20 protein-coding genes are annotated in these 16,393 nt (G+C 72.9%); 9 read left to right on the top strand and 11 right to left on the bottom strand.

The window, feature by feature from the left end; translation table 11 throughout:
* Nucleotides 1–148: 148 nt before the first annotated feature.
* The gene (locus WQO_RS18835) at nt 149–1,915 is read left to right on the top strand and encodes a serine/threonine-protein kinase (protein WP_010064932.1); all 1,767 of its coding nucleotides are present in this window, start codon (nt 149–151) and stop codon (nt 1,913–1,915) included.
* On the opposite strand, the gene WQO_RS18830 is transcribed toward WQO_RS18835, so the two are convergent.
* The 4 genes from WQO_RS18830 to WQO_RS18815 all read right to left on the bottom strand — a co-directional run bounded on the left by WQO_RS18830 (nt 1,897) and on the right by WQO_RS18815 (nt 4,917).
* On the bottom strand, nt 1,897–3,156 hold the full coding sequence (locus WQO_RS18830) for an MFS transporter (protein WP_010064931.1): 1,260 nt from the start codon (nt 3,154–3,156) through the stop codon (nt 1,897–1,899). The two genes, WQO_RS18835 and WQO_RS18830, sit on opposite strands and share 19 nt — an antisense overlap.
* Before the next feature lie 139 nt (nt 3,157–3,295).
* Nucleotides 3,296–3,778: a DUF2269 family protein gene (locus WQO_RS18825; protein WP_010064930.1), complete on the bottom strand. Its 483-nt coding sequence runs from the start codon at nt 3,776–3,778 to the stop codon at nt 3,296–3,298.
* Complete coding sequence (locus tag WQO_RS18820; RefSeq protein WP_010064929.1) at nt 3,775–4,122, bottom strand: hypothetical protein; 348 nt, start codon at nt 4,120–4,122, stop codon at nt 3,775–3,777. The genes WQO_RS18825 and WQO_RS18820 overlap by 4 nt, the downstream gene beginning before the upstream one ends.
* Before the next feature lie 57 nt (nt 4,123–4,179).
* Nucleotides 4,180–4,917, bottom strand: a complete 738-nt coding sequence (locus tag WQO_RS18815) for a DJ-1/PfpI family protein (protein WP_010064928.1) — start codon at nt 4,915–4,917, stop codon at nt 4,180–4,182.
* Nucleotides 4,918–5,136: 219 nt separating this feature from the next.
* Here WQO_RS18815 and WQO_RS18810 point away from each other — a divergent pair, with 219 nt between their 5' ends.
* Together WQO_RS18810 and WQO_RS18805 are read left to right on the top strand one after the other, a co-directional pair.
* On the top strand, nt 5,137–6,075 hold the full coding sequence (locus WQO_RS18810; RefSeq protein WP_058954036.1) for a GlxA family transcriptional regulator: 939 nt from the start codon (nt 5,137–5,139) through the stop codon (nt 6,073–6,075).
* A 101-nt stretch (nt 6,076–6,176) separates the two neighbouring features.
* The gene (locus WQO_RS18805) at nt 6,177–6,725 is read left to right on the top strand and encodes a TetR/AcrR family transcriptional regulator (protein WP_010064927.1); all 549 of its coding nucleotides are present in this window, start codon (nt 6,177–6,179) and stop codon (nt 6,723–6,725) included.
* A 33-nt stretch (nt 6,726–6,758) separates the two neighbouring features.
* On the opposite strand, the gene WQO_RS18800 is transcribed toward WQO_RS18805, so the two are convergent.
* From WQO_RS18800 to WQO_RS18790, 3 genes are read right to left on the bottom strand one after another with little or no spacing between them, the layout of a single operon-like run.
* Complete coding sequence (locus WQO_RS18800) at nt 6,759–7,103, bottom strand: hypothetical protein (RefSeq protein ID WP_010064926.1); 345 nt, start codon at nt 7,101–7,103, stop codon at nt 6,759–6,761.
* Nucleotides 7,103–7,726, bottom strand: coding sequence for an Asp23/Gls24 family envelope stress response protein (locus WQO_RS18795; RefSeq protein WP_010064924.1), 624 nt, complete (start codon nt 7,724–7,726; stop codon nt 7,103–7,105). Before WQO_RS18795 ends, WQO_RS18800 begins: the two co-directional genes overlap by 1 nt.
* Nucleotides 7,723–8,310, bottom strand: a complete 588-nt coding sequence (locus tag WQO_RS18790) for an RNA polymerase sigma factor (RefSeq protein ID WP_010064923.1) — start codon at nt 8,308–8,310, stop codon at nt 7,723–7,725. Before WQO_RS18790 ends, WQO_RS18795 begins: the two co-directional genes overlap by 4 nt.
* Before the next feature lie 302 nt (nt 8,311–8,612).
* On the opposite strand from WQO_RS18790, the gene WQO_RS18785 reads away from it, so the two are divergent.
* The 6 genes from WQO_RS18785 to WQO_RS18760 all read left to right on the top strand — a co-directional run bounded on the left by WQO_RS18785 (nt 8,613) and on the right by WQO_RS18760 (nt 12,952).
* Complete coding sequence (locus tag WQO_RS18785) at nt 8,613–9,155, top strand: Asp23/Gls24 family envelope stress response protein (protein ID WP_010064922.1); 543 nt, start codon at nt 8,613–8,615, stop codon at nt 9,153–9,155.
* A 116-nt stretch (nt 9,156–9,271) separates the two neighbouring features.
* Nucleotides 9,272–9,454 (top strand): hypothetical protein, encoded by a 183-nt coding sequence (locus WQO_RS18780; protein WP_010064921.1) that lies wholly within the window; start codon nt 9,272–9,274, stop codon nt 9,452–9,454.
* Entirely contained in the window at nt 9,451–10,437 is a 987-nt protein-coding gene (locus tag WQO_RS18775) for a DUF6286 domain-containing protein (RefSeq protein ID WP_058954035.1), read from the top strand. Before WQO_RS18780 ends, WQO_RS18775 begins: the two co-directional genes overlap by 4 nt.
* Before the next feature lie 23 nt (nt 10,438–10,460).
* A complete protein-coding gene (locus WQO_RS18770; protein ID WP_010064919.1) occupies nt 10,461–11,024 on the top strand; it encodes a hypothetical protein in 564 nt (187 codons plus the stop codon).
* Between the two features lie 89 nt (nt 11,025–11,113).
* The gene (locus tag WQO_RS18765; protein WP_010064918.1) at nt 11,114–11,560 is read left to right on the top strand and encodes a MarR family winged helix-turn-helix transcriptional regulator; all 447 of its coding nucleotides are present in this window, start codon (nt 11,114–11,116) and stop codon (nt 11,558–11,560) included.
* Nucleotides 11,561–11,932: 372 nt separating this feature from the next.
* Nucleotides 11,933–12,952, top strand: coding sequence for a hypothetical protein (locus WQO_RS18760; protein WP_058954034.1), 1,020 nt, complete (start codon nt 11,933–11,935; stop codon nt 12,950–12,952).
* A 19-nt stretch (nt 12,953–12,971) separates the two neighbouring features.
* On the opposite strand, the gene WQO_RS18755 is transcribed toward WQO_RS18760, so the two are convergent.
* From WQO_RS18755 to WQO_RS18740, 4 genes are all read right to left on the bottom strand, one after another.
* Nucleotides 12,972–14,879 (bottom strand): alkyl/aryl-sulfatase, encoded by a 1,908-nt coding sequence (locus WQO_RS18755; protein WP_237274145.1) that lies wholly within the window; start codon nt 14,877–14,879, stop codon nt 12,972–12,974.
* A 95-nt stretch (nt 14,880–14,974) separates the two neighbouring features.
* Entirely contained in the window at nt 14,975–15,424 is a 450-nt protein-coding gene (locus WQO_RS18750) for a DMT family transporter (protein ID WP_010063237.1), read from the bottom strand.
* 61 nt (nt 15,425–15,485) lie between these two features.
* Complete coding sequence (locus WQO_RS18745) at nt 15,486–15,806, bottom strand: DMT family transporter (RefSeq protein WP_006126349.1); 321 nt, start codon at nt 15,804–15,806, stop codon at nt 15,486–15,488.
* 151 nt (nt 15,807–15,957) lie between these two features.
* A complete protein-coding gene (locus WQO_RS18740; protein WP_029182571.1) occupies nt 15,958–16,365 on the bottom strand; it encodes a hypothetical protein in 408 nt (135 codons plus the stop codon).
* Nucleotides 16,366–16,393: the final 28 nt, after the last annotated feature.

Below are 16,393 nucleotides of genomic sequence, written 5' to 3'. Positions count from 1 at the left end.
GCGGGAAGGCAAACGCCGGACGGGCCGGGGGTGAACGCCGTCCGCGGCAGGAAGGCAAACGCCGCACGGGCTGGCAAGGCAGGCGGGCTGGGGAGGGTGCGGGCCTCGGCGTTATTCTCGTGCGGGCCGCACGGGGAGGAAGCGCACCATGGACAAGCTCGGGCCCGACGACCCGCACCGCATCGGCGCGTACCGGCTCCTCGGCCGCCTCGGCGAAGGCGGCATGGGCCAGGTCTTCCTCGCCCGCTCCGACCGCGGCCGCACCGTCGCCCTCAAGCTCGTCCGCCGCGAGCTCGCCGAACGCCCCGAGTTCCGCGCCCGCTTCCGCCAGGAGGTGCACGCCGCGCACCGGGTCGGCGGCGCGTGGACCGCCCCGGTGCTGGACTCCGACACCGAGGCCCCCGTGCCCTGGGTCGCCACCGGTTACGTCGCCGGGCCCTCCCTCCAGCGCATCGTCTCGGGCCGCCCCGGCGCCCCCGTCACGGCCTCGGGGGCGTACGGCCCCCTGCCGGCCCGCTCCGTACGGTTCCTGGGGTCCGGGCTCGCCCACGCCCTCCGGCACATCCACGGGGCCGGGCTCATCCACCGGGACCTGAAGCCCTCCAACGTCCTGATGACCATCGACGGGCCCCGGGTCATCGACTTCGGCATCGCCCGCGCCCTGGAGTCCGTGGCCGACGGCGATCTGACCCGCACCGGGGTCCTCGTCGGCTCGCCCGGGTTCATGGCCCCGGAGCAGGTGCGGGGCGAGCGCGTGACCACCGCGTGCGACGTGTTCTGCCTCGGGTCCGTCCTCGCGTACGCCGCTTCCGGGCGCCTGCCGTTCGGTACGGCGGAGAGCGGCGGGGTCCATGCCCTGATGTTCCGGATCGCCCAGGAGGACCCGGACCTGACCGGCGTCCCGGAGGAGCTGGCCGGCGTCGTCCGGGCCTGCCTGGCGAAGGACCCGGCGGCCCGACCCGGTACCGGCGAGATCCTGGCCCGCCTGGGCGAGGCCGACGCGGACGAGCCCTGGCTCCCCGCCACCCTCCTCGCCCAACTCGGCCGCCAGGCGGTGGGGTTGCTCGACGCGGAGGACCCGGAGGAGCCGGAGACGCCGGGCAGGTCCGGGGGCCCACGGGGGCCGGAGAGCCCACGGGGGCCGGAGAACCCACGGGGGCCGGAAAGCCCGCAGGCGCCGGAGACGCCCCGCACGCCGGTGCGCCCCCAAGGGCCGGCCGGACCAGCCGCGCCGCTCTCGGGCCCGCGCACCCTCGCAAGCCCCCCATGGCCCCCAACGCCCGCACAACCCACCCACCCCACCCAGCCCGCCTACCCCTCCGCCCCCATACCCCCGGCCCACTTCGCGCCCACGCCTCCCCCGCCCACCCGGGAGCGCCGCTCCGCCGGTGCCACCGTCGCCCTCATAGCCGTCGCCGTCGTCGTGGCGATAGGGGCGGGCGGATCGGTGTACGCCTTCATGAAGGGCGACGGGCCGGGCACGACCGCCTCCCCCGGGCCATCGGGCTCCGCCGACACGGGCAGCGGCGGCAAGGGGCAGCAGGGCGGCGGCCAAGGGGCCGTACCCGAAGGGTTCCTCGGCACCTGGTCCGGCTCCATACCCGGCGAACAGGGTTCCTCCACCCGGACGTTGACCATCCGGCAGGGCGACGTCGGCGACCAGGTCCTCGCCCTCACCGCCGAAGGGCCCCTCGCCTCCGGGTCCACGTACCACTGCGAGTTCAACGCCCCGCTCGCCGACAGCCCCGCCGGGGACGGCCCGGTCCGCATCGGCCCCTCCACGGTGTCCTCCGGGAGCCCGGCCGCTTCCTGCTCCCCCGGCAAGCCCACCGAGCTGACCCTGCTCCCGGACGGCACCCTGCGCCGCACCACGACCGGCACGGGCGAGAGCCTGATCTACACCAAGTCGGGCTGAGAGGAGGGCGCTTCGCCCACCGGAGCACCCGGGATCCGCCGCAGCGCCCCCGTGATCAGCGCCGCCCCGCCCAGCAGCACGAGCACCACCACCATCGCGTTCCGCAGCCCCACATGGTCGGCCAGAAAGCCCAGTGACGGCGGTCCGACCAGGAACGCCGCATAGCCCGCCGTCGACACCGCCGCGACCCGGGCCGAGGCGTCCCCCGGCCTAGCGTCCTCCCCCGCCGCCGAGATCGTGACGGGAAAGCCGAGCGAGGCTCCGAGCCCCCACAGCACCACCGCCGCTCCGGCGAGCAGCGCACTGTCGGAGAAGACCACCAGCGCCACGCCGACCGCCGCCACCACCGCGCTGGCCCGGACCACGGCCGCCGGGCCGTACCGCACCAGCAGCGGCCCGCCCGTGAACCGGCCCGTCGTCATCGCCACCGCGAACAGCATGAACGTCAGCGAACCGGCCGTCGCCCCCGTCCCGTGGCCGTCCACCATCAGCAGCGGCAGCCAGTCGTTGGCGGAGCCCTCCGCGAAAGCCATGGCCAGGACGATCAGGCCGATCAGCACCAGCCGCCGGTCCCGCCAGACGTCCAGGTGCCCCCGCACTCCCCCGGCGCCCGAGCCCCTGGCACCCCCGCCCCGGCCGTACGCATCCTCGCGCCCCGTCCCCGCCGGCACCGCCCGTACGGTCCACACCCCGGCCGCCGCGACGGCGAGCGCGACCAGCGCCAGGTGCCAGCCCACCGGGAAGCGGACCGCCGTCAGCCCCATCCCGACCAGCGCGCCGACCACGGTCCCCAGGCTGAAGCAGCCGTGCAGCACCGGCAGGACCGGGCGGCCCACGGTCCGTTCGACGGCCGCGCCCTCGATGTTGAACGCCACCTCCGCCAGGCCCATCCCGGCCCCGAACAGCGCGAGTCCGCCGAACACCCCGCCGGACACCTCCAGCGCCGCTCCCCCGGCGATCACCAGCAGCCCGGCCACCAGCAGCACCGCCCCGAGGACGATCACCAGCCGCCCGCCGTGCCTGCGCACCAACCCGCCGGAGGCCAGCACCCCCGCCATCGAGCCGATCGAGAGCCCGAACAGCACCAGACCCATCGCGCCCGTGGACACCTCCAGCGCGTCCCGGACGGCCGGGGTCCTGGCCACCCAGGACGCCATGCTCACCCCGGTGGCGAGCATGAAGAGGAAGAGCGCGGCGCGCCAGCGGCGGGTGCGGGCGTCCAGGACCGGCGTGACCTTCATGAGAGCGGTGCCTCGGCAGACGGGGAGGGAGCGAGGGGGCGGAGCGTACGATCGTACACACCTCACCCGACCTCAACCCGCCGCCTGGCGGCTCCCCCGCGTTCGAGCCGCCGCAGCGGGCCGAGGCCGACGTTCACGTTCACGCTCCCGTGGTGGAGCCCGGGCGGATGATCATCAGGACGGTAACCGTGGCCCAGAGCAGGTTGAACACACCCGTGAGCATGGCCAGCCGCCCGGCGACCCGGTGCACGGAGGGCTCGCCCCCAACTCCTGCTCCCTGGGGGCTCACGGTGGCCAGCGCGCGGCCCTGGGCCGGAAGGATCAGCAGGACCAGTACGGCGGCGGCCGCGGCGGTCAGGAGGATCGAGACGATCAGCCAGGCGCTGCCGAGCACACCGAGGCTGCTCGCCGTGGCGAACCCGAAGACCGGTACGGCGATGCCGACGCCCGCGTAGACCCGGCAGATCCGGTGCAGCAGACGCAGGGCGGCGTACGCTTCCCGGTCCCCCGGTGCCGCGTGGGCGCGGCGCAGAGCCTTGGGGAACATGCTGGCGACGACGGTGACCGGGCCGATGGCCAGGACGGCGGCGATGACGTGCAGGGAGAGGAAGAGCTTCGTCACGACCGGGTCCCCGGAACCGTCTCCGCCGCCCGGTCGGTACGCCGTAGACCGCTGACCCGGGAGGCCGGGAGCCGTCCGGCCCGGGAGGTACCCGCGAGGCTGTCGCCGGTGACCGTGACGTCGAAGGCCAGGTTGAGGCGCATCGGCCGGGTGATCGCCTGCTTCCAGGTGAGCCGGTCGCCGGTGAGGGCGAGGCCGTCGAGGTCCACTTCCTCGCCCGCGCCCCGGGCCGTACCGGTCAACGTGCAGTCGTCGTAGCGGAGTTCGATGACGGCGGTGATCTTGCCGATGGGGGTGGCGATGGAGAGGTCCCAGATTCCTGCGACGGTTGCTGCGGTGGTCATGCGGGTTCTTCTTCCTTCGTTACGGGGGTGGGGCGGGGAGTTTCGGAGCACGGCGAATCAGAGCGCGGCCGGTGCCGGTCCCCGGTCGCGCCAGACCGTGCCGCGCCGCTCGTGGGCGAACAGCTCCTCGACGGCGTGGGCGATCCGCGGACCGGCCTCGCGCTCCAGGAGGTGGAGGGCCAGGTCGAGTCCGGAGGTGACCCCCGCCCCGCTGACGAGGTCGCCGTCGTCGACGACCCGGGCGCGGACCGCGTGGGCCCCGGTGGCGTCGAGCAGGTCGAGCCCCAGGTGGTGGGTGGTGGCGTGGCGGCCCTCCAGCAGCCCGGCCAGGGCCAGGACCAGTGAGCCGCCGCACACCGTCGCGACCGTCACGGAGGGGTCGGCCATCGCGGCCCGGAGGAGGGCGGGCAGCCGGGTGGTCAGGGTGCGGCCGATGAGAACGGGGATGGGCTGGTCGGCCACCTCCGCGGGCGCCGCACCACCCTGTGCGGGCTGCGTGCCGGGTATGCCGACGGGCACCTCTCCGAAGATCTCCTCGGGCCCGCCCTCCGGCTCGCTCACCCGCCCCGAGGCGCCCGGCACCAGCACGAGGTCCGCCCGCTCCGGGTCGAGGGCCGCCGTGGCCCGCAGCGTCAGGCCGCCGGTCCCACTGACCACCTCACGGGCCCCCTCGGCGGAGACCAGCTCCACGGTCACCGAGCCGCCGGAGGCGGTGCCTCCGGCGTGCAGCACCTCGAAGGGGGCGACGACATCGAGGGGGTCGAAGCCGTCGAACAGGACGATCTGGGCATGCATGGCGGGGTCCTCCGAGAGCGGTGGTCCCGGTCGCGGCCGGGCACGGCCCCGACGCTAATCGGCTGCCGGGCCGCCTCCCAGTGGCAGGAATGCCACCTTTCAACGGGATATCGCCAGTGGCTTATCCCGCCTCATCATGGCTGTTCAGCGGCATATCTTCGAGCTCCGGAAGGCATCCGCACCCATCACCGATACCTGTCGAAGAGGTATCTTCTCGCCATGCACACCGTCGCCGTCCTAGCGCTGGACCGGGTGATCCCCTTCGACCTGTCCACGCCGATCGAGGTCTTCACCCGCACCCGTCTCCCGGACGGCCGGCCCGGCTACCAGATCCGCGTCTGCGCCGAGCGGCCGGAGGTCGACGCGGGGGCCTTCACCCTGCGGGCGCCCTGGGGACTCGACGGGCTCACCGGCGCCGACACGGTCATCGTGCCCGGCACCGCCACTCCCACCGCCCCGCTCTCCCCCGCCGCCCGGGACGCGCTGCTGGCCGCCGCCCGGGACGGCACGCGCGTCGCCTCCATCTGCACGGGCACCTTCCCGCTGGCCGCCACCGGCCTCCTGGACGGGCTCCGCGCCACCACCCACTGGCTGGCAGCCGACCTGCTGGCAGCAAGCCACCCGGCCGTCGAGGTGGACCCCGACGTCCTGTACGTCGACAACGGCCGGATCCTCACCTCCGCGGGGGCAGCCGCCGGACTGGACCTGTGCCTGCACATGATCCGCCGCGACTACGGCTCGGCCGTCGCCGCCGACGCGGCCCGGCTGTCGGTGATGCCGCTGGAACGCGAGGGCGGCCAGGCACAGTTCATCGTCCACGACTACGCACCCGCCCCGCAGGGCCACGCCCTGGAACCGCTCCTGGCCTGGCTCCAGGAGAACCTGGCCGCCGAGCTCACCCTGGCCGACATCGCGTCCCGCGCCGGGATGAGCACGCGGACCCTGATGCGCCGCTTCCGCGAACAGACGGGCACCACCCCGCTCCAGTGGCTCCACCGCGCCCGCATCCGCCAGGCCCAGCACCTGCTGGAGACCACGGACCACTCCGTCGAACGGATCGGCGCCCAGGTCGGATTCGGCTCCCCCACCGCCTTCCGCGACCGCTTCCGCAGAACGACCGGCGTCAGCCCCCGCACCTACCGCCGTACCTTCGCCTGACCCGGCACCGACGTCACGCCCGGCGACCTCGGCCCTGGACGGCGCACCACACCCCGCGCTCTATGCTGCGAGGAGGGACCAGGCCGAACGAGGAGGCACGCGTGGCGACCGGGCGCACCGACCCCGAGCGGCGGGACCGCATCATCGACGCGGCGCTCGACCTCATCGTCGACGAGGGCGTCGCGGGCGTCTCGCACCGCAAGGTCGCCGCCCGCGCGGGCGTGCCGCTGGGCTCGATGACGTACCACTTCTCCGGCATGGACGAACTGCTGCACGAGGCGTTCACCCGGTTCTCCGGGACGATCGTCGCCGTCTTCGAGGAGCGCCTCGGCGCGGCGACCACCCCCGACGAGGCCCGCGAGGCCGTCGCCGATCTCGTCCACCACCTCTCCGGCGGCAACCAGCGCGAGCTGATCCTCACCCACGAGCTCTACACCCTCGCCGCCCGCCGGCCCGCCTACCGCGAGCTCACCCGCACCTGGATGGGGCGCAGCCGCCGGGCCCTGGAATGGCACTTCGACCCGGCCACCGCCCGCCAGCTCGACGCGCTCATCGAGGGCCTGTCGATCCACCGCGCCCTGGAGACCGAGCCCCACGAACGCGCCCTCACGGCCGAGGCGATCGCCCGCATCACCGCGCCGCGCCCGTAGAGGCTGTTCTCTCGCAGTCCGGCCGCCCGCCCGTCACGTCACGCCCGTCACAGTCACGATGATCCGAAACTCGTCGCCGGGGTACCGGGTGGTGAGGTGGTGGTCCACCGCCTCACGGACGGCGCGGGTGGTGTCGAGGGTCCGTCTGTCGGAGCGGCAGATCAGGCGGATCTCCACGGTGGTAACGGAGGTACGGCCTTCCCCGCCGGGTGCGGAGACGGTGATGCCGGGGGTGTCGTCGCCCGGGCGGGCCAGGGGCGAGGTGGCACGCAGGGCGCGCAGGCGGCTGCGAAGGCCGGGCGCGAGGAACGCCACTCCAGGGACCTCCCGGACCACGTGGGCCACTTCGCTGTGCATGGTGTCGGCGGAGGCACTCATCAGGGGGCGCTCCCTTCCTGCGCTGATCGAGGTGCGGCTTCGTCTTCGGAGACCAGGTCGGTGATACGGACGTCGATCTCGCCTAGGTGAAGTCCCAGGCGTTCGTGGGCGGTTACGCCGACCCGATCGCGGATCTCCTGTGCCAGGGCCTGTACGTCGGGTGTCGTGAGCGGCACGTGCACGGACAGGTCGACGTTCACCGGCGTGCCACCGGGAGCATCCGCGAGGGTGAGGCGGCAGGACCCCGCCCGGACCCCGGGGACCTCTTCGGCGGCCTGACGCAGGGTGCGGGCGGCCACGTTCTCCATGATCCGCAGGTCCTCGTCCGCCTCGCCCAGCGGCAGGGGCCGGCCGGGGCGCAGTTCGAGGCGGACCACGTCCATCACCCGGTCGATGAAGGAGGCCGCGTCGACGGGCTGCTGTGCGGGGTCGGAGTCCAGGGCGCGCACCTGGGACTCCAGGCGTTCCAGGTCGGCGACCGCGAGCCGGCAGTGGGCGCACTGCGCGGTGTGGTCGTCGTGAACGCCCTCCTCCCAGTCGGCCCAGACCTGGGAGAGGAGGCGGCCGCAGGGAAGCGTCTCGTCGTCGGGGTCGGTGCTGGTCTCGGGTGGCAGGTTGTTCATTGCCAGGCCCCCAGGGAGTGAGTCAGTTGGCGGCGAGCTCTGAAAACACGGGCGCGTACGGCTTGTTCACTGATCCCGACGGTCTTCGCGATGAAGGCGTAGGACCGGCCGTCGAGCGTGCGCAGCGTCCAGCAGATGCGTTGTTCGGGTGAGAGCGTGGACAGCGCCTCCTGTACGTCGTGGAGCGCCGCGCGCCCCTCGGTGATGCGGTCCGGCGCGGTGGCGTGCGCCGGGGCGGGCAGGTCGGGCAGTTCGTTGAGCGGTGCCTGCGGGCGCCGGGCGCGCAGGATGTTGAGGCACCGGTTGGTGACGATGCGGTACATCCAGGTGCCGAAGGACGACCTGCCCTGGAATTCCGGCAGGCTGCGCCAGGCGCCGACGAAGGCCTCCTGGACGGCGTCCTCGGCCTCGGCCCGGTCGCCGAGCAGACGGGTGGCCAGACGCAGCAAGGCGGGGGCGTGCCGACGCACCAGTACGGCGAAGGCGTCCTCGTCGCCCTCGGCCGCGCGCTCCGTCATCAGGGTGTCGTCGGACCGTCCGCCCTCGACGTCGGGCGGCTCGCCCGGCGGGGGATTCCCCGTCACAGTCTCGCTCCTCCTCATGCGGTACGCGCCCGCTGGTCGTCCGGTCGTGGTGGTCTCACCCGTTCTGACACGGGAGCCGGTGCGCTGTGACGCTTACCCGCGAGATGGACCGGGAGCGCCCGACTTTCGGGGGTAAGGCCACGATTTTCGGGGGTAGGTGCAGGCGGCTCGCCGGGTTCCGAAAAATTCGTGCGTCTTCGTGCGTCACAGAACCCCGAGAGCGGAGTCGAACGTGATGAAGGACCACACAGAACGCAGCACACAGCGACGCACGCCCAGCGCTGACGACATCGAAGGAGCACATGGTGGCTACCGACACGAAGACGACCCCCTCCACCGACAGCGTGACGAACAGCGGCAAGGCGGCCCGCTTCGAGCAGCCCGGCGGAACGGTCCGGTCGGCCGGGACGAGCCTGTCCGCCGGGGCGACCGGGGCGGAGGCTCCGGCCGGCGACCGCGGCCGCACCTCCATCGCGGACGTCGTGGTCGTCAAGATCGCCGGCATGGCGGCGCGGGAGATCCCCGGCGTCCACGACATGGGCGGCGGCCTCTCGCGCACCCTCGGCGCCGTCCGCGACCGGGTGCCCGGCGGCCGTCCCAACGTGGGTCGGGGAGTAAAGGTCGAGGTCGGTGAGCGGCAGACCGCTATCGACCTGGAGCTCGTCGTGGAGTACGGGGTGTCCATCAAGGAACTGGCCTCCGAGGTCCGGGAGAACGTGATCCTGGCCGTGGAACGGATCACCGGCCTGGAGGTCGTCGAGGTCAACATCGCCATCGACGACGTCCGCCTCCCCGACGACGAGGACTCCTCCGCGTCCGGCGGCGAACAGACCAGGGTCGCGTAACCCCTGACCGCCGTCCCCGGCCCGTGGCACGGTTCCGGGCCGGGGACGGCTCGACCACCCGGTCGAACGCTGGAGAGCGGGCGCACGTACGCCCCGAGACGTAGAGGAGGGGGCCTGTGAACGGCCGGTCCATGGGTCTGTTGGTAGGAGTCGCGCTCGGCTTCGCCGCCTACTTCGGCGGGTTCGCCGCGTTCCTGCTCGTCGGCTCACTGGGAGCGGTGGGCTGGGGAGTGGGGGCCTGGCTGGACCGGGAAGGGGCCGCGCACCTGCGTGACCTGTTCGACCGGGAACGGCGGTGATCCCCGCCGCCGCGCGGGGCACCACCACCGTTTCCGCGCGGGCCGTCGCCAGGATCGCCCAGCAGGCCGCGACCGAGACCCCGAACGCGGTCGGCACGGTACGCGGCACGGCGACCGTACGGGGGCAACGTGCCGAGGTCTCCGTACGCCTCGGCCTGCCCTGGCCGGCCGACCTGGGCCGCCGGGCGGGAGAAGTGCAGCGGCACGTGGCTTCCCGTACCGGCGAGCTGACCGGGCTGTCCGTGCGGGTGGCCCGGCTCCGGGTCGTCCGGCTGCAACGCCCCGCAGGGGGCACGGTCGTGTTCGAAAAGACCACCGCTCGGGCCGCCGAAGGGCGTCGTGTTCCCCGGCGCTGGTGGTCCGCACGTCCCACGCCCGTCGTGGCGGCGGCCCTCCTGGGCGCGGCGGCCGCGGGGCTCCTGACCGCCGACATGGCCTCGGTCCACCTCTTCGGCAACGCTCCGGCCGCGTGGCGGACCGGCCTCGTCGACCGGCTCGCCGGGACGAGCCCGGCCGCCGGGTCGGTGACGGTCGCGGCGGCCGCCATGACCGTGGCCGGTCTCTGGCTGCTCCTGCTGGCCTGCACACCGGGTCTGCGCAAGCGCTACGTGGTCGCGGGCTTCGGCGCCGGGCGGTCCATCGCGCTCGACCGGGCGGCGGTCGCCTCCGTGGTCCGCGACCGTGTCCTCGACACGGACGGCGTCGACTCCGTACGCGTCAGGGTCGGCCGACGGCGGGTCCGCGTCCGGGCCGACCTCGCCTTCGGCGACCGGGCCGCCGCCCGCGAGCAGGCGGGTGCCGCCGCGCGGGCAGCCCTCGCCGACTGCCGGCTGAACCGGCCCCTGCGGGTGGGGCTGCGACTGCGTACCACCAGCACCTGGGACCCGTCACCGCCCGCCCCCGATGCCGCGTCCACCGACGCATCCGACTCCGACTCCCCACTTGTGGCTGCCGGAGGTCCAGAGCGTAAGGAGAGCCCGTGAAGTCCCGGAGCGGAGTAGGCGGAGTGAACAGGACGCTCACCGCCCTGGCCGGAATCGCGCTCCTGGGCGCAGGGCTCTGGCTCCTCGGCGCGACCCGTGAAGTCGCGGACCACCTGCCCGCCTGGTGGCCCGCTCCCCCGGCCGACGGCGTTCTCCTCGACCGGGAAGGGCTGGCCTCGCTGCGCGAGACGGGCTGGTGGGCCCCTGCCGTGATGGCCGCCGGGACGGTCCTCACCCTCCTGTGCCTGGCCTGGGCGGTGACCCGGACACCCGTACGCGGCCTTCGCCCGACCGGGCCGCTGTCCACCACCCGTGCCGACCTCAGGATCACTGCCTTGGAGGACACGGTGTGCGCCGACGCGCGCCGTATCGAGGGCGTCGCACGGGCCCGCTGCCGTATCGCTCTGCGCCGCACATCCGCCCGCCTGACCCTGCGGGTCTGGACCCGGCCCGGGTACACCGCGAACGACGTCCTCGACGGCCTCGGCGCCGTGTCGACGACCGTCGAGCACGCCCTGCACCCACGCGGCCTGGACACGCGCACCCGCGTCAGCGCCCAGCGCCACGCGGCCCCGCACGTCCGCTGAGACAGCTGAGACAGCTGAGGCCGCGCAGCCCAGATGCTTGCATGGACATGTATCTTGTCGAGTATCGTCGTCGACAAGGGGAGCCCTCCATGACGGTCAAGCAGCAGCCGCGCGCCGCCTCCGCCGATCAGGCCATGTGGGACTCCGTCCTCGGTCTGCACACCTTCGTGGAGCGGCAGTTGGCGCACGCCCTGCAGCGCCGCTTCGGCGTCGGCCTGTCCGAGTACCGGGCCCTGGAGGTCCTCACCCGGGCGGAGAAGGGTGAGCACCGAATGCAGGAGCTGGCGGACCGCATCGGGCTGGGCCAGAGCTCGGTGACGCGGCTCGTGGGGCGGCTGGAGAGCGCCGGGTACGCCTACAAGGACACCTGCGACGACGACAGGCGCGGCGTCTACGCCGTCATCACCGACGAGGGCCGCAAGCACTACCAGGACGCCCGGTCCACCTACGCCGACGTCCTCGGCGCGGCCCTCGACACCGCGAGCACCGACGACCAGCTCGCCCGTGCGGTGCGGGCGCTGCGCGGCGCCGCCTGACGCGGTCGCCCCGCCCCCGACGCCCGAAGCCCGGCACCCGGGACGCGAGCGGCGGAGCTCCGCGTTCACTCGTGCGGGGGTACGCGCGTGGGTCCCTGGCCCGAAGCTCGGGTGCCGGGATGCGGGCGTCGGGATACGAGCCCCGGGACACGAGCGCCTTCTTTAACCGGCGGGGAAAAGAGGGGGGTTGGGAAAACCTCCCCCACCTCCCTACCCCGTCACGGCCAGCCAGTATGACTAATCGTGACAGCTTGCGGCGCAGCGTGACGGCCGCTTACGGTGCGAGCACCAGAGAACTAAGCGACCCCGACGCGGTGTTACAGCACCAGGCCGGGGTCTCACCACAAGATCGATACCCAGAAAGCCGATCCCATGGTTACCCAGCACCATAGCTCTGCCCTATCCGCCCCCGCAGTCCCCGCCGCGTACCCGATGGCCAAGCCCGGCTACGGCAAACGTTCCACGCCCGGCCAACAAGCCCGTACGCGCGACGACTTCGCCTTGCTGCCCACTCGCGAGCGGTACGTCGCCGGATTCGTCGACCACCTCCCCGACGGTGCCGCGATGAGCGTGAAGCAACTGGCCAAGCAGCTCCCGCTGTACGGGCAGCAGGCCATCTCCACCGCTCTGAAGGCCTTGTCCGTCGCCGGGCACCTCCGGCGCGTCCGGTGCGCTGTCGGCGCGGGCGACGAAACCCGCTGGGTCTTCCGCACCTTCTGGTCCCGCACCGCCCGCGACAACGAGTGGTGGACCACCTACCTCGCCACCGAGACCGCCTCCCGAAGCGCCGGTTCGCCCCCGCCCGCCCCGGCCCCCGTCGCCGTACCGCAGCAGCGCACCGCGCCCGAGCCCACCCCGGAACCGGCACCCGTACCCGCACCGGAAGAACCGGCTCCGGCGACGACTCCGACGGCCCCGGCAGCCCGGCCAGCAGCCTTCTCCTCCGCCTACCTCGCCCTGGCCGAACTCGGCCGCAAGGACATCCGGCTGGCGCTGTCCGCCGACGACTGCGCCGCCCTCGAACCACAAGCCGCGGAATGGCTCGCCCGGGGCGTGACCACCGACTACCTGACCGCCGCCCTCACCGCAGGACTCCCCGGCCAGGTCGACTGCCCGCCCCGCTTCGTCCGCCGCCGCCTCACCGACAAGATCCCGCCGCAACTGCCCACCGCCCCGAGCCCCTCCCCCAGCGGCGGCACCCCAGCCCCTCGCCTCCTGATGGAGTGCACCGACTGCCGCCGCCCCGGTCGACCCGAAGCCCTCCCCGACGGCCTCTGCCGCCCCTGCCACACCGCCCACTCCGCAGGGGGCCCACCCTCACCCGACCCCGCCGAAATCGCCGCCGTGAAAGCCCACATGGCCAACATCCGCGACCTCCTCAAAGCGCCCTGAGGAGGCGGGCAGGGCGCAGTCAGGGCGTGACGATCGCGAAGCCGGGGTCCGAGTCGTCGAGGACGGACATGAGGACGGTCAGGACGCCCGGGTCGCCGGTGTGCTCGATGTCGTCGACTCCCAGGCCGTCCAGCAGGTCCATGAGTCGGGGCTTGGTGAGGGTGAGCGTGAGATCCGCGTCGGCGGCATCCCCGGCGACCGGGTGGTGCACCAGGACGCCGTTGCGCAGGCTCGTCCGGTACGTCTCGTCGAGGTCGGTGAACCGCCACAGGACCGCCAGGAAGTGGTCCCAGGCCCGGGGGCCGTTGACCCGGATGGCGAGGGAGTCGAAGACCTGCTCCACGGAGAGCGCGGCGGACATGCTGTCGGCGGCGATCGGCACGGGCTGCACGCCGTTGCGCAACTCCATGGCACCCATGAGGTAGTTGTTGCGCCAGGTGCCGCATTCGGCTCCGTGGCCGAGGCGTTCGAAGGTCTCGGCGAGCAGGTCCTTGGCCCGGGAGTCGCCGGGAGCCGCGAAGGTGGCGTGCTTGAGGAGCTGGGCGGCGAACCGCAGATCACCGGCGTCCAGATAGGCACGGGCCTTGGTCAGGACGGCGCCGAGGCCGCCCATGCACTCGACGTAGCGGTGGGCGGATTCCGCGGGCGGGTGCTCCCAGAGGGAGGCCGGGTGGCCGTCGTACCAGCCCATGTAACGGTGGTAGATCGCTTTGACGTTGTGGCTGACCGAGCCGTAGTAGCCACGGGCGTGCCAGGCCCGTTCGAGGCGCGGCGGGAGTTCGATCATCTCCGCGATCTCGATGCCGGTGTACCCCTGGTTGAGCAGCCGCAGCGTCTGGTCGTGCAGATAGCCGTAGAGGTCGCGCTGCTCGGCCAGAAAGGCGGTGAGGCGCTCGGTCCCCCAGGTCGGCCAGTGGTGGGAGGCGAAGAGGACGTCGGAGCCGGCGGCGTACAAGGTGATGGACTCGGTGAGGTAGCGGGACCAGATCCGGGCGTCGCGGACCAGGGCGCCGCGCAGGGTCTGGATGTTGTGCAGGTTGTGGGAGGCGTTCTCCGCCATGCACAGGGCGCGGCGTTCGGGCAGATGGAAGTTGAGCTCGGAGGGGGCCTCGGTGCCCGGCGTGAGCTGGAAGCGGAACAGGACGCCGTCGAGGCGTTCCTCCTGTCCCGTACGCGTGACCTCCAGGGTCGGCGGCAGCAGGCTGGGCAGCCCGGTGGAGGCGGCGAAGCCGAGGCCGACGCCGATCAGGCCGCGCGGGTCCGGGTCGAGTTCCCAGCCGGTGTGGTACGCGCCCCGGCGGAGCATCGCGGTCCCGGCGTACACGTTCTCGGCGACCGAGTTCTCCATGAAACCGGCGGGGGCGACGATCGGTACGTCGTCGTCGGGGCCGATCACGCCGAGCGCGCCGCCGAAGTGGTCGATGTGGGAGTGGGTGAACACCACCGCGGTGACCGGCCGGTCGCCCCGGTGGGCCCGGTAGAGAGCGAGCCCTTCGGCCGCGCACTCCTGGGAGACGAGCGGGTCGACGACCACGACACCGCGCTCGCCCTCGATCAGGGTCATGTTCGAGAGATCAAAGCCCCGGATCTGGTACACGCCCTCGGTGACCTCGTACAGACCGGCGCGGGCGCAGAGCTGCGACTGCCGCCACAGGCTCGGGTGCGCGGTGTCGGGGCAGTCGCCCCGCAGGAACGCCGTGGCGTCGAAGTCCCACACCACCCGCCCGTCCGCCGCCATGATCTTCGCGTTCGCGGGACCGGCCACCAGACCCCGGTCGGCGTCCTCGAAGTCGGCCCGGTCGGCGAAGTCGAGCGCGGCGTCGGGAGAGGGGTCGGGAGACGTGTCGGCATCGGTCGTGGTCACGGCGGGGCCTCCTGGTCGGGACGCGGGCACGCCGACGGGCGATCGCGTGGCCGGTAACGCCATCGTCGGCCGCCCCCGGGCCGCTCGCCTGCCGGGGATGAGCCGATCAGGTGAGCGCCCCGGGGGCGGCCGTGCGGAGGAGGAGCGGTCGTGGCGCGTCAGGCCCGGACCGCGTCCGCCGGGCCCGCCAGGCGCTCGGCCGCCTGCGCCGGAGCCGCCGCCCCGGCCGGCTTCGTGCGGTCGGCGAGCTTCAGCCAGATGACCCCGACGATGATGACCGCCAGCCAGACGCCCTTGGCCACGGTGAGGGTCTCGTCGAAGAAGAGCGGGCCGAGAACGGCGGCGCCGACCGCACCGATCCCCGCCCAGACGGCATAGCCGATGCTCACGTCGATCGTGCGGAGGGCCAGGCTCAGCGCGTACAGCGTCAGCAGGAAGAAGACCACGGCGACCAGGGACCAGGTCAGGACGGTGAAGCCCTCGCTGCCGCCGACGGCGAGGGCGTACCCGATCTCGAAGACTCCGGCGAGCAGGAGCGAGAGCCAGGCGTTGGTGGAGGAGTTCTTGGTGGCGGCGGCGGTGGCGGTGTTCTGGGCAGCGTTGGACATGGGAGGTGAGCCTCTCTCGGAGAAGTCGTCAGGTGCTGTGCGGGAGGGGTACGTGTGCGGATCAGGCGGAACCGCTCAGCTGCAGGCCCACCACCCCGCCGATGACGAGGACGATGCCGATCGCCTTGTGCAGGTTCAGGCGCTGGCCGAAGAACAGCGCGCCGAGCACGGTGATGCCGACACCCGCGACCGACGTCCACAGCGCGTAGCCGACGCCGACGTCGAAGGTCAGCAGCGCCTTGCTGAGGAAGAAGGTCGCGGCCGCCCCGCTGGCCAGGGTGATGGACGTCCACTTGCGGTTCTTGAAGCCCTCGGCCTTTCCGGCGGCGATGGCGACCAGGATTTCGAAGGCGACGGCTACGGCGAGGTAGAGCCAGTGCATGGGAGGTCCTTCCATGGAGTGCGCGTGACAGTGCTTGCTCGTACATGCAATTGAGTGCCGCCACCGATCCGCACCAGTGCGCCGCCCTCACGTCGCAGACTCTTGCATGTGCAAGTAAGGACTGTCAACGCTCCCTACGCCCGCGCGAGGTTCAACTCAGTAACGCGTACGCCGCGTTGAACAGGATCAGCGTGTGCACGAACCGCCCGGCACGCGTGGGCGGGTACCGCCACATCAGCGGCCACGTGTCACCCCCGAGCGCCGGTACGGGTACGTAGCTGATCCGGCCGGTCGCCGAGTTGAACGTCGTCACCTCGCGCGGCCACGGCCGACCCGCCGTCGACCCCGGCGGTACGAGGAAGTACACCCCGCGCCGGCCGTTCGACTCGCTGACGACGGGCCCCGGTTCGCCGCCGACCAACTCCTCCATCAGGTCGGCCAGTCGCCGCCCCGCGTCACCGTCCACACGGATCGCGTCGAATTGCACGCCCGCCTTGCGGAGATGGAATCCGTACTCCGGAATCCAGTCCGCCGTCACACCGCCATTAGTTGCGTTCACGGGACGATTGTGACCCTGATCACCTAGC

This window comes from Streptomyces globisporus C-1027 (assembly GCF_000261345.2).
Lineage (GTDB): Bacteria > Actinomycetota > Actinomycetes > Streptomycetales > Streptomycetaceae > Streptomyces > Streptomyces pakalii.
This window is presented reverse-complemented; position numbering and strand designations above follow the sequence as displayed.

Coding starts and splice junctions, on each gene's coding strand:
- WQO_RS18785 (WP_010064922.1), top strand. CDS start 8,613: ATGGTGGCTACCGACACGAAGACGACCCCCTCCACCGACAGCGTGACG.
- WQO_RS18830 (WP_010064931.1), bottom strand. CDS start 3,156: ATGAAGGTCACGCCGGTCCTGGACGCCCGCACCCGCCGCTGGCGCGCC.
- WQO_RS18795 (WP_010064924.1), bottom strand. CDS start 7,726: ATGAACAACCTGCCACCCGAGACCAGCACCGACCCCGACGACGAGACG.
- WQO_RS18760 (WP_058954034.1), top strand. CDS start 11,933: ATGGTTACCCAGCACCATAGCTCTGCCCTATCCGCCCCCGCAGTCCCC.
- WQO_RS18835 (WP_010064932.1), top strand. CDS start 149: ATGGACAAGCTCGGGCCCGACGACCCGCACCGCATCGGCGCGTACCGG.
- WQO_RS18800 (WP_010064926.1), bottom strand. CDS start 7,103: ATGAGTGCCTCCGCCGACACCATGCACAGCGAAGTGGCCCACGTGGTC.
- WQO_RS18765 (WP_010064918.1), top strand. CDS start 11,114: ATGACGGTCAAGCAGCAGCCGCGCGCCGCCTCCGCCGATCAGGCCATG.
- WQO_RS18755 (WP_237274145.1), bottom strand. CDS start 14,879: ATGGCGTTACCGGCCACGCGATCGCCCGTCGGCGTGCCCGCGTCCCGA.
- WQO_RS18815 (WP_010064928.1), bottom strand. CDS start 4,917: ATGCATGCCCAGATCGTCCTGTTCGACGGCTTCGACCCCCTCGATGTC.
- WQO_RS18820 (WP_010064929.1), bottom strand. CDS start 4,122: ATGACCACCGCAGCAACCGTCGCAGGAATCTGGGACCTCTCCATCGCC.
- WQO_RS18745 (WP_006126349.1), bottom strand. CDS start 15,806: ATGCACTGGCTCTACCTCGCCGTAGCCGTCGCCTTCGAAATCCTGGTC.
- WQO_RS18750 (WP_010063237.1), bottom strand. CDS start 15,424: ATGTCCAACGCTGCCCAGAACACCGCCACCGCCGCCGCCACCAAGAAC.
- WQO_RS18810 (WP_058954036.1), top strand. CDS start 5,137: ATGCACACCGTCGCCGTCCTAGCGCTGGACCGGGTGATCCCCTTCGAC.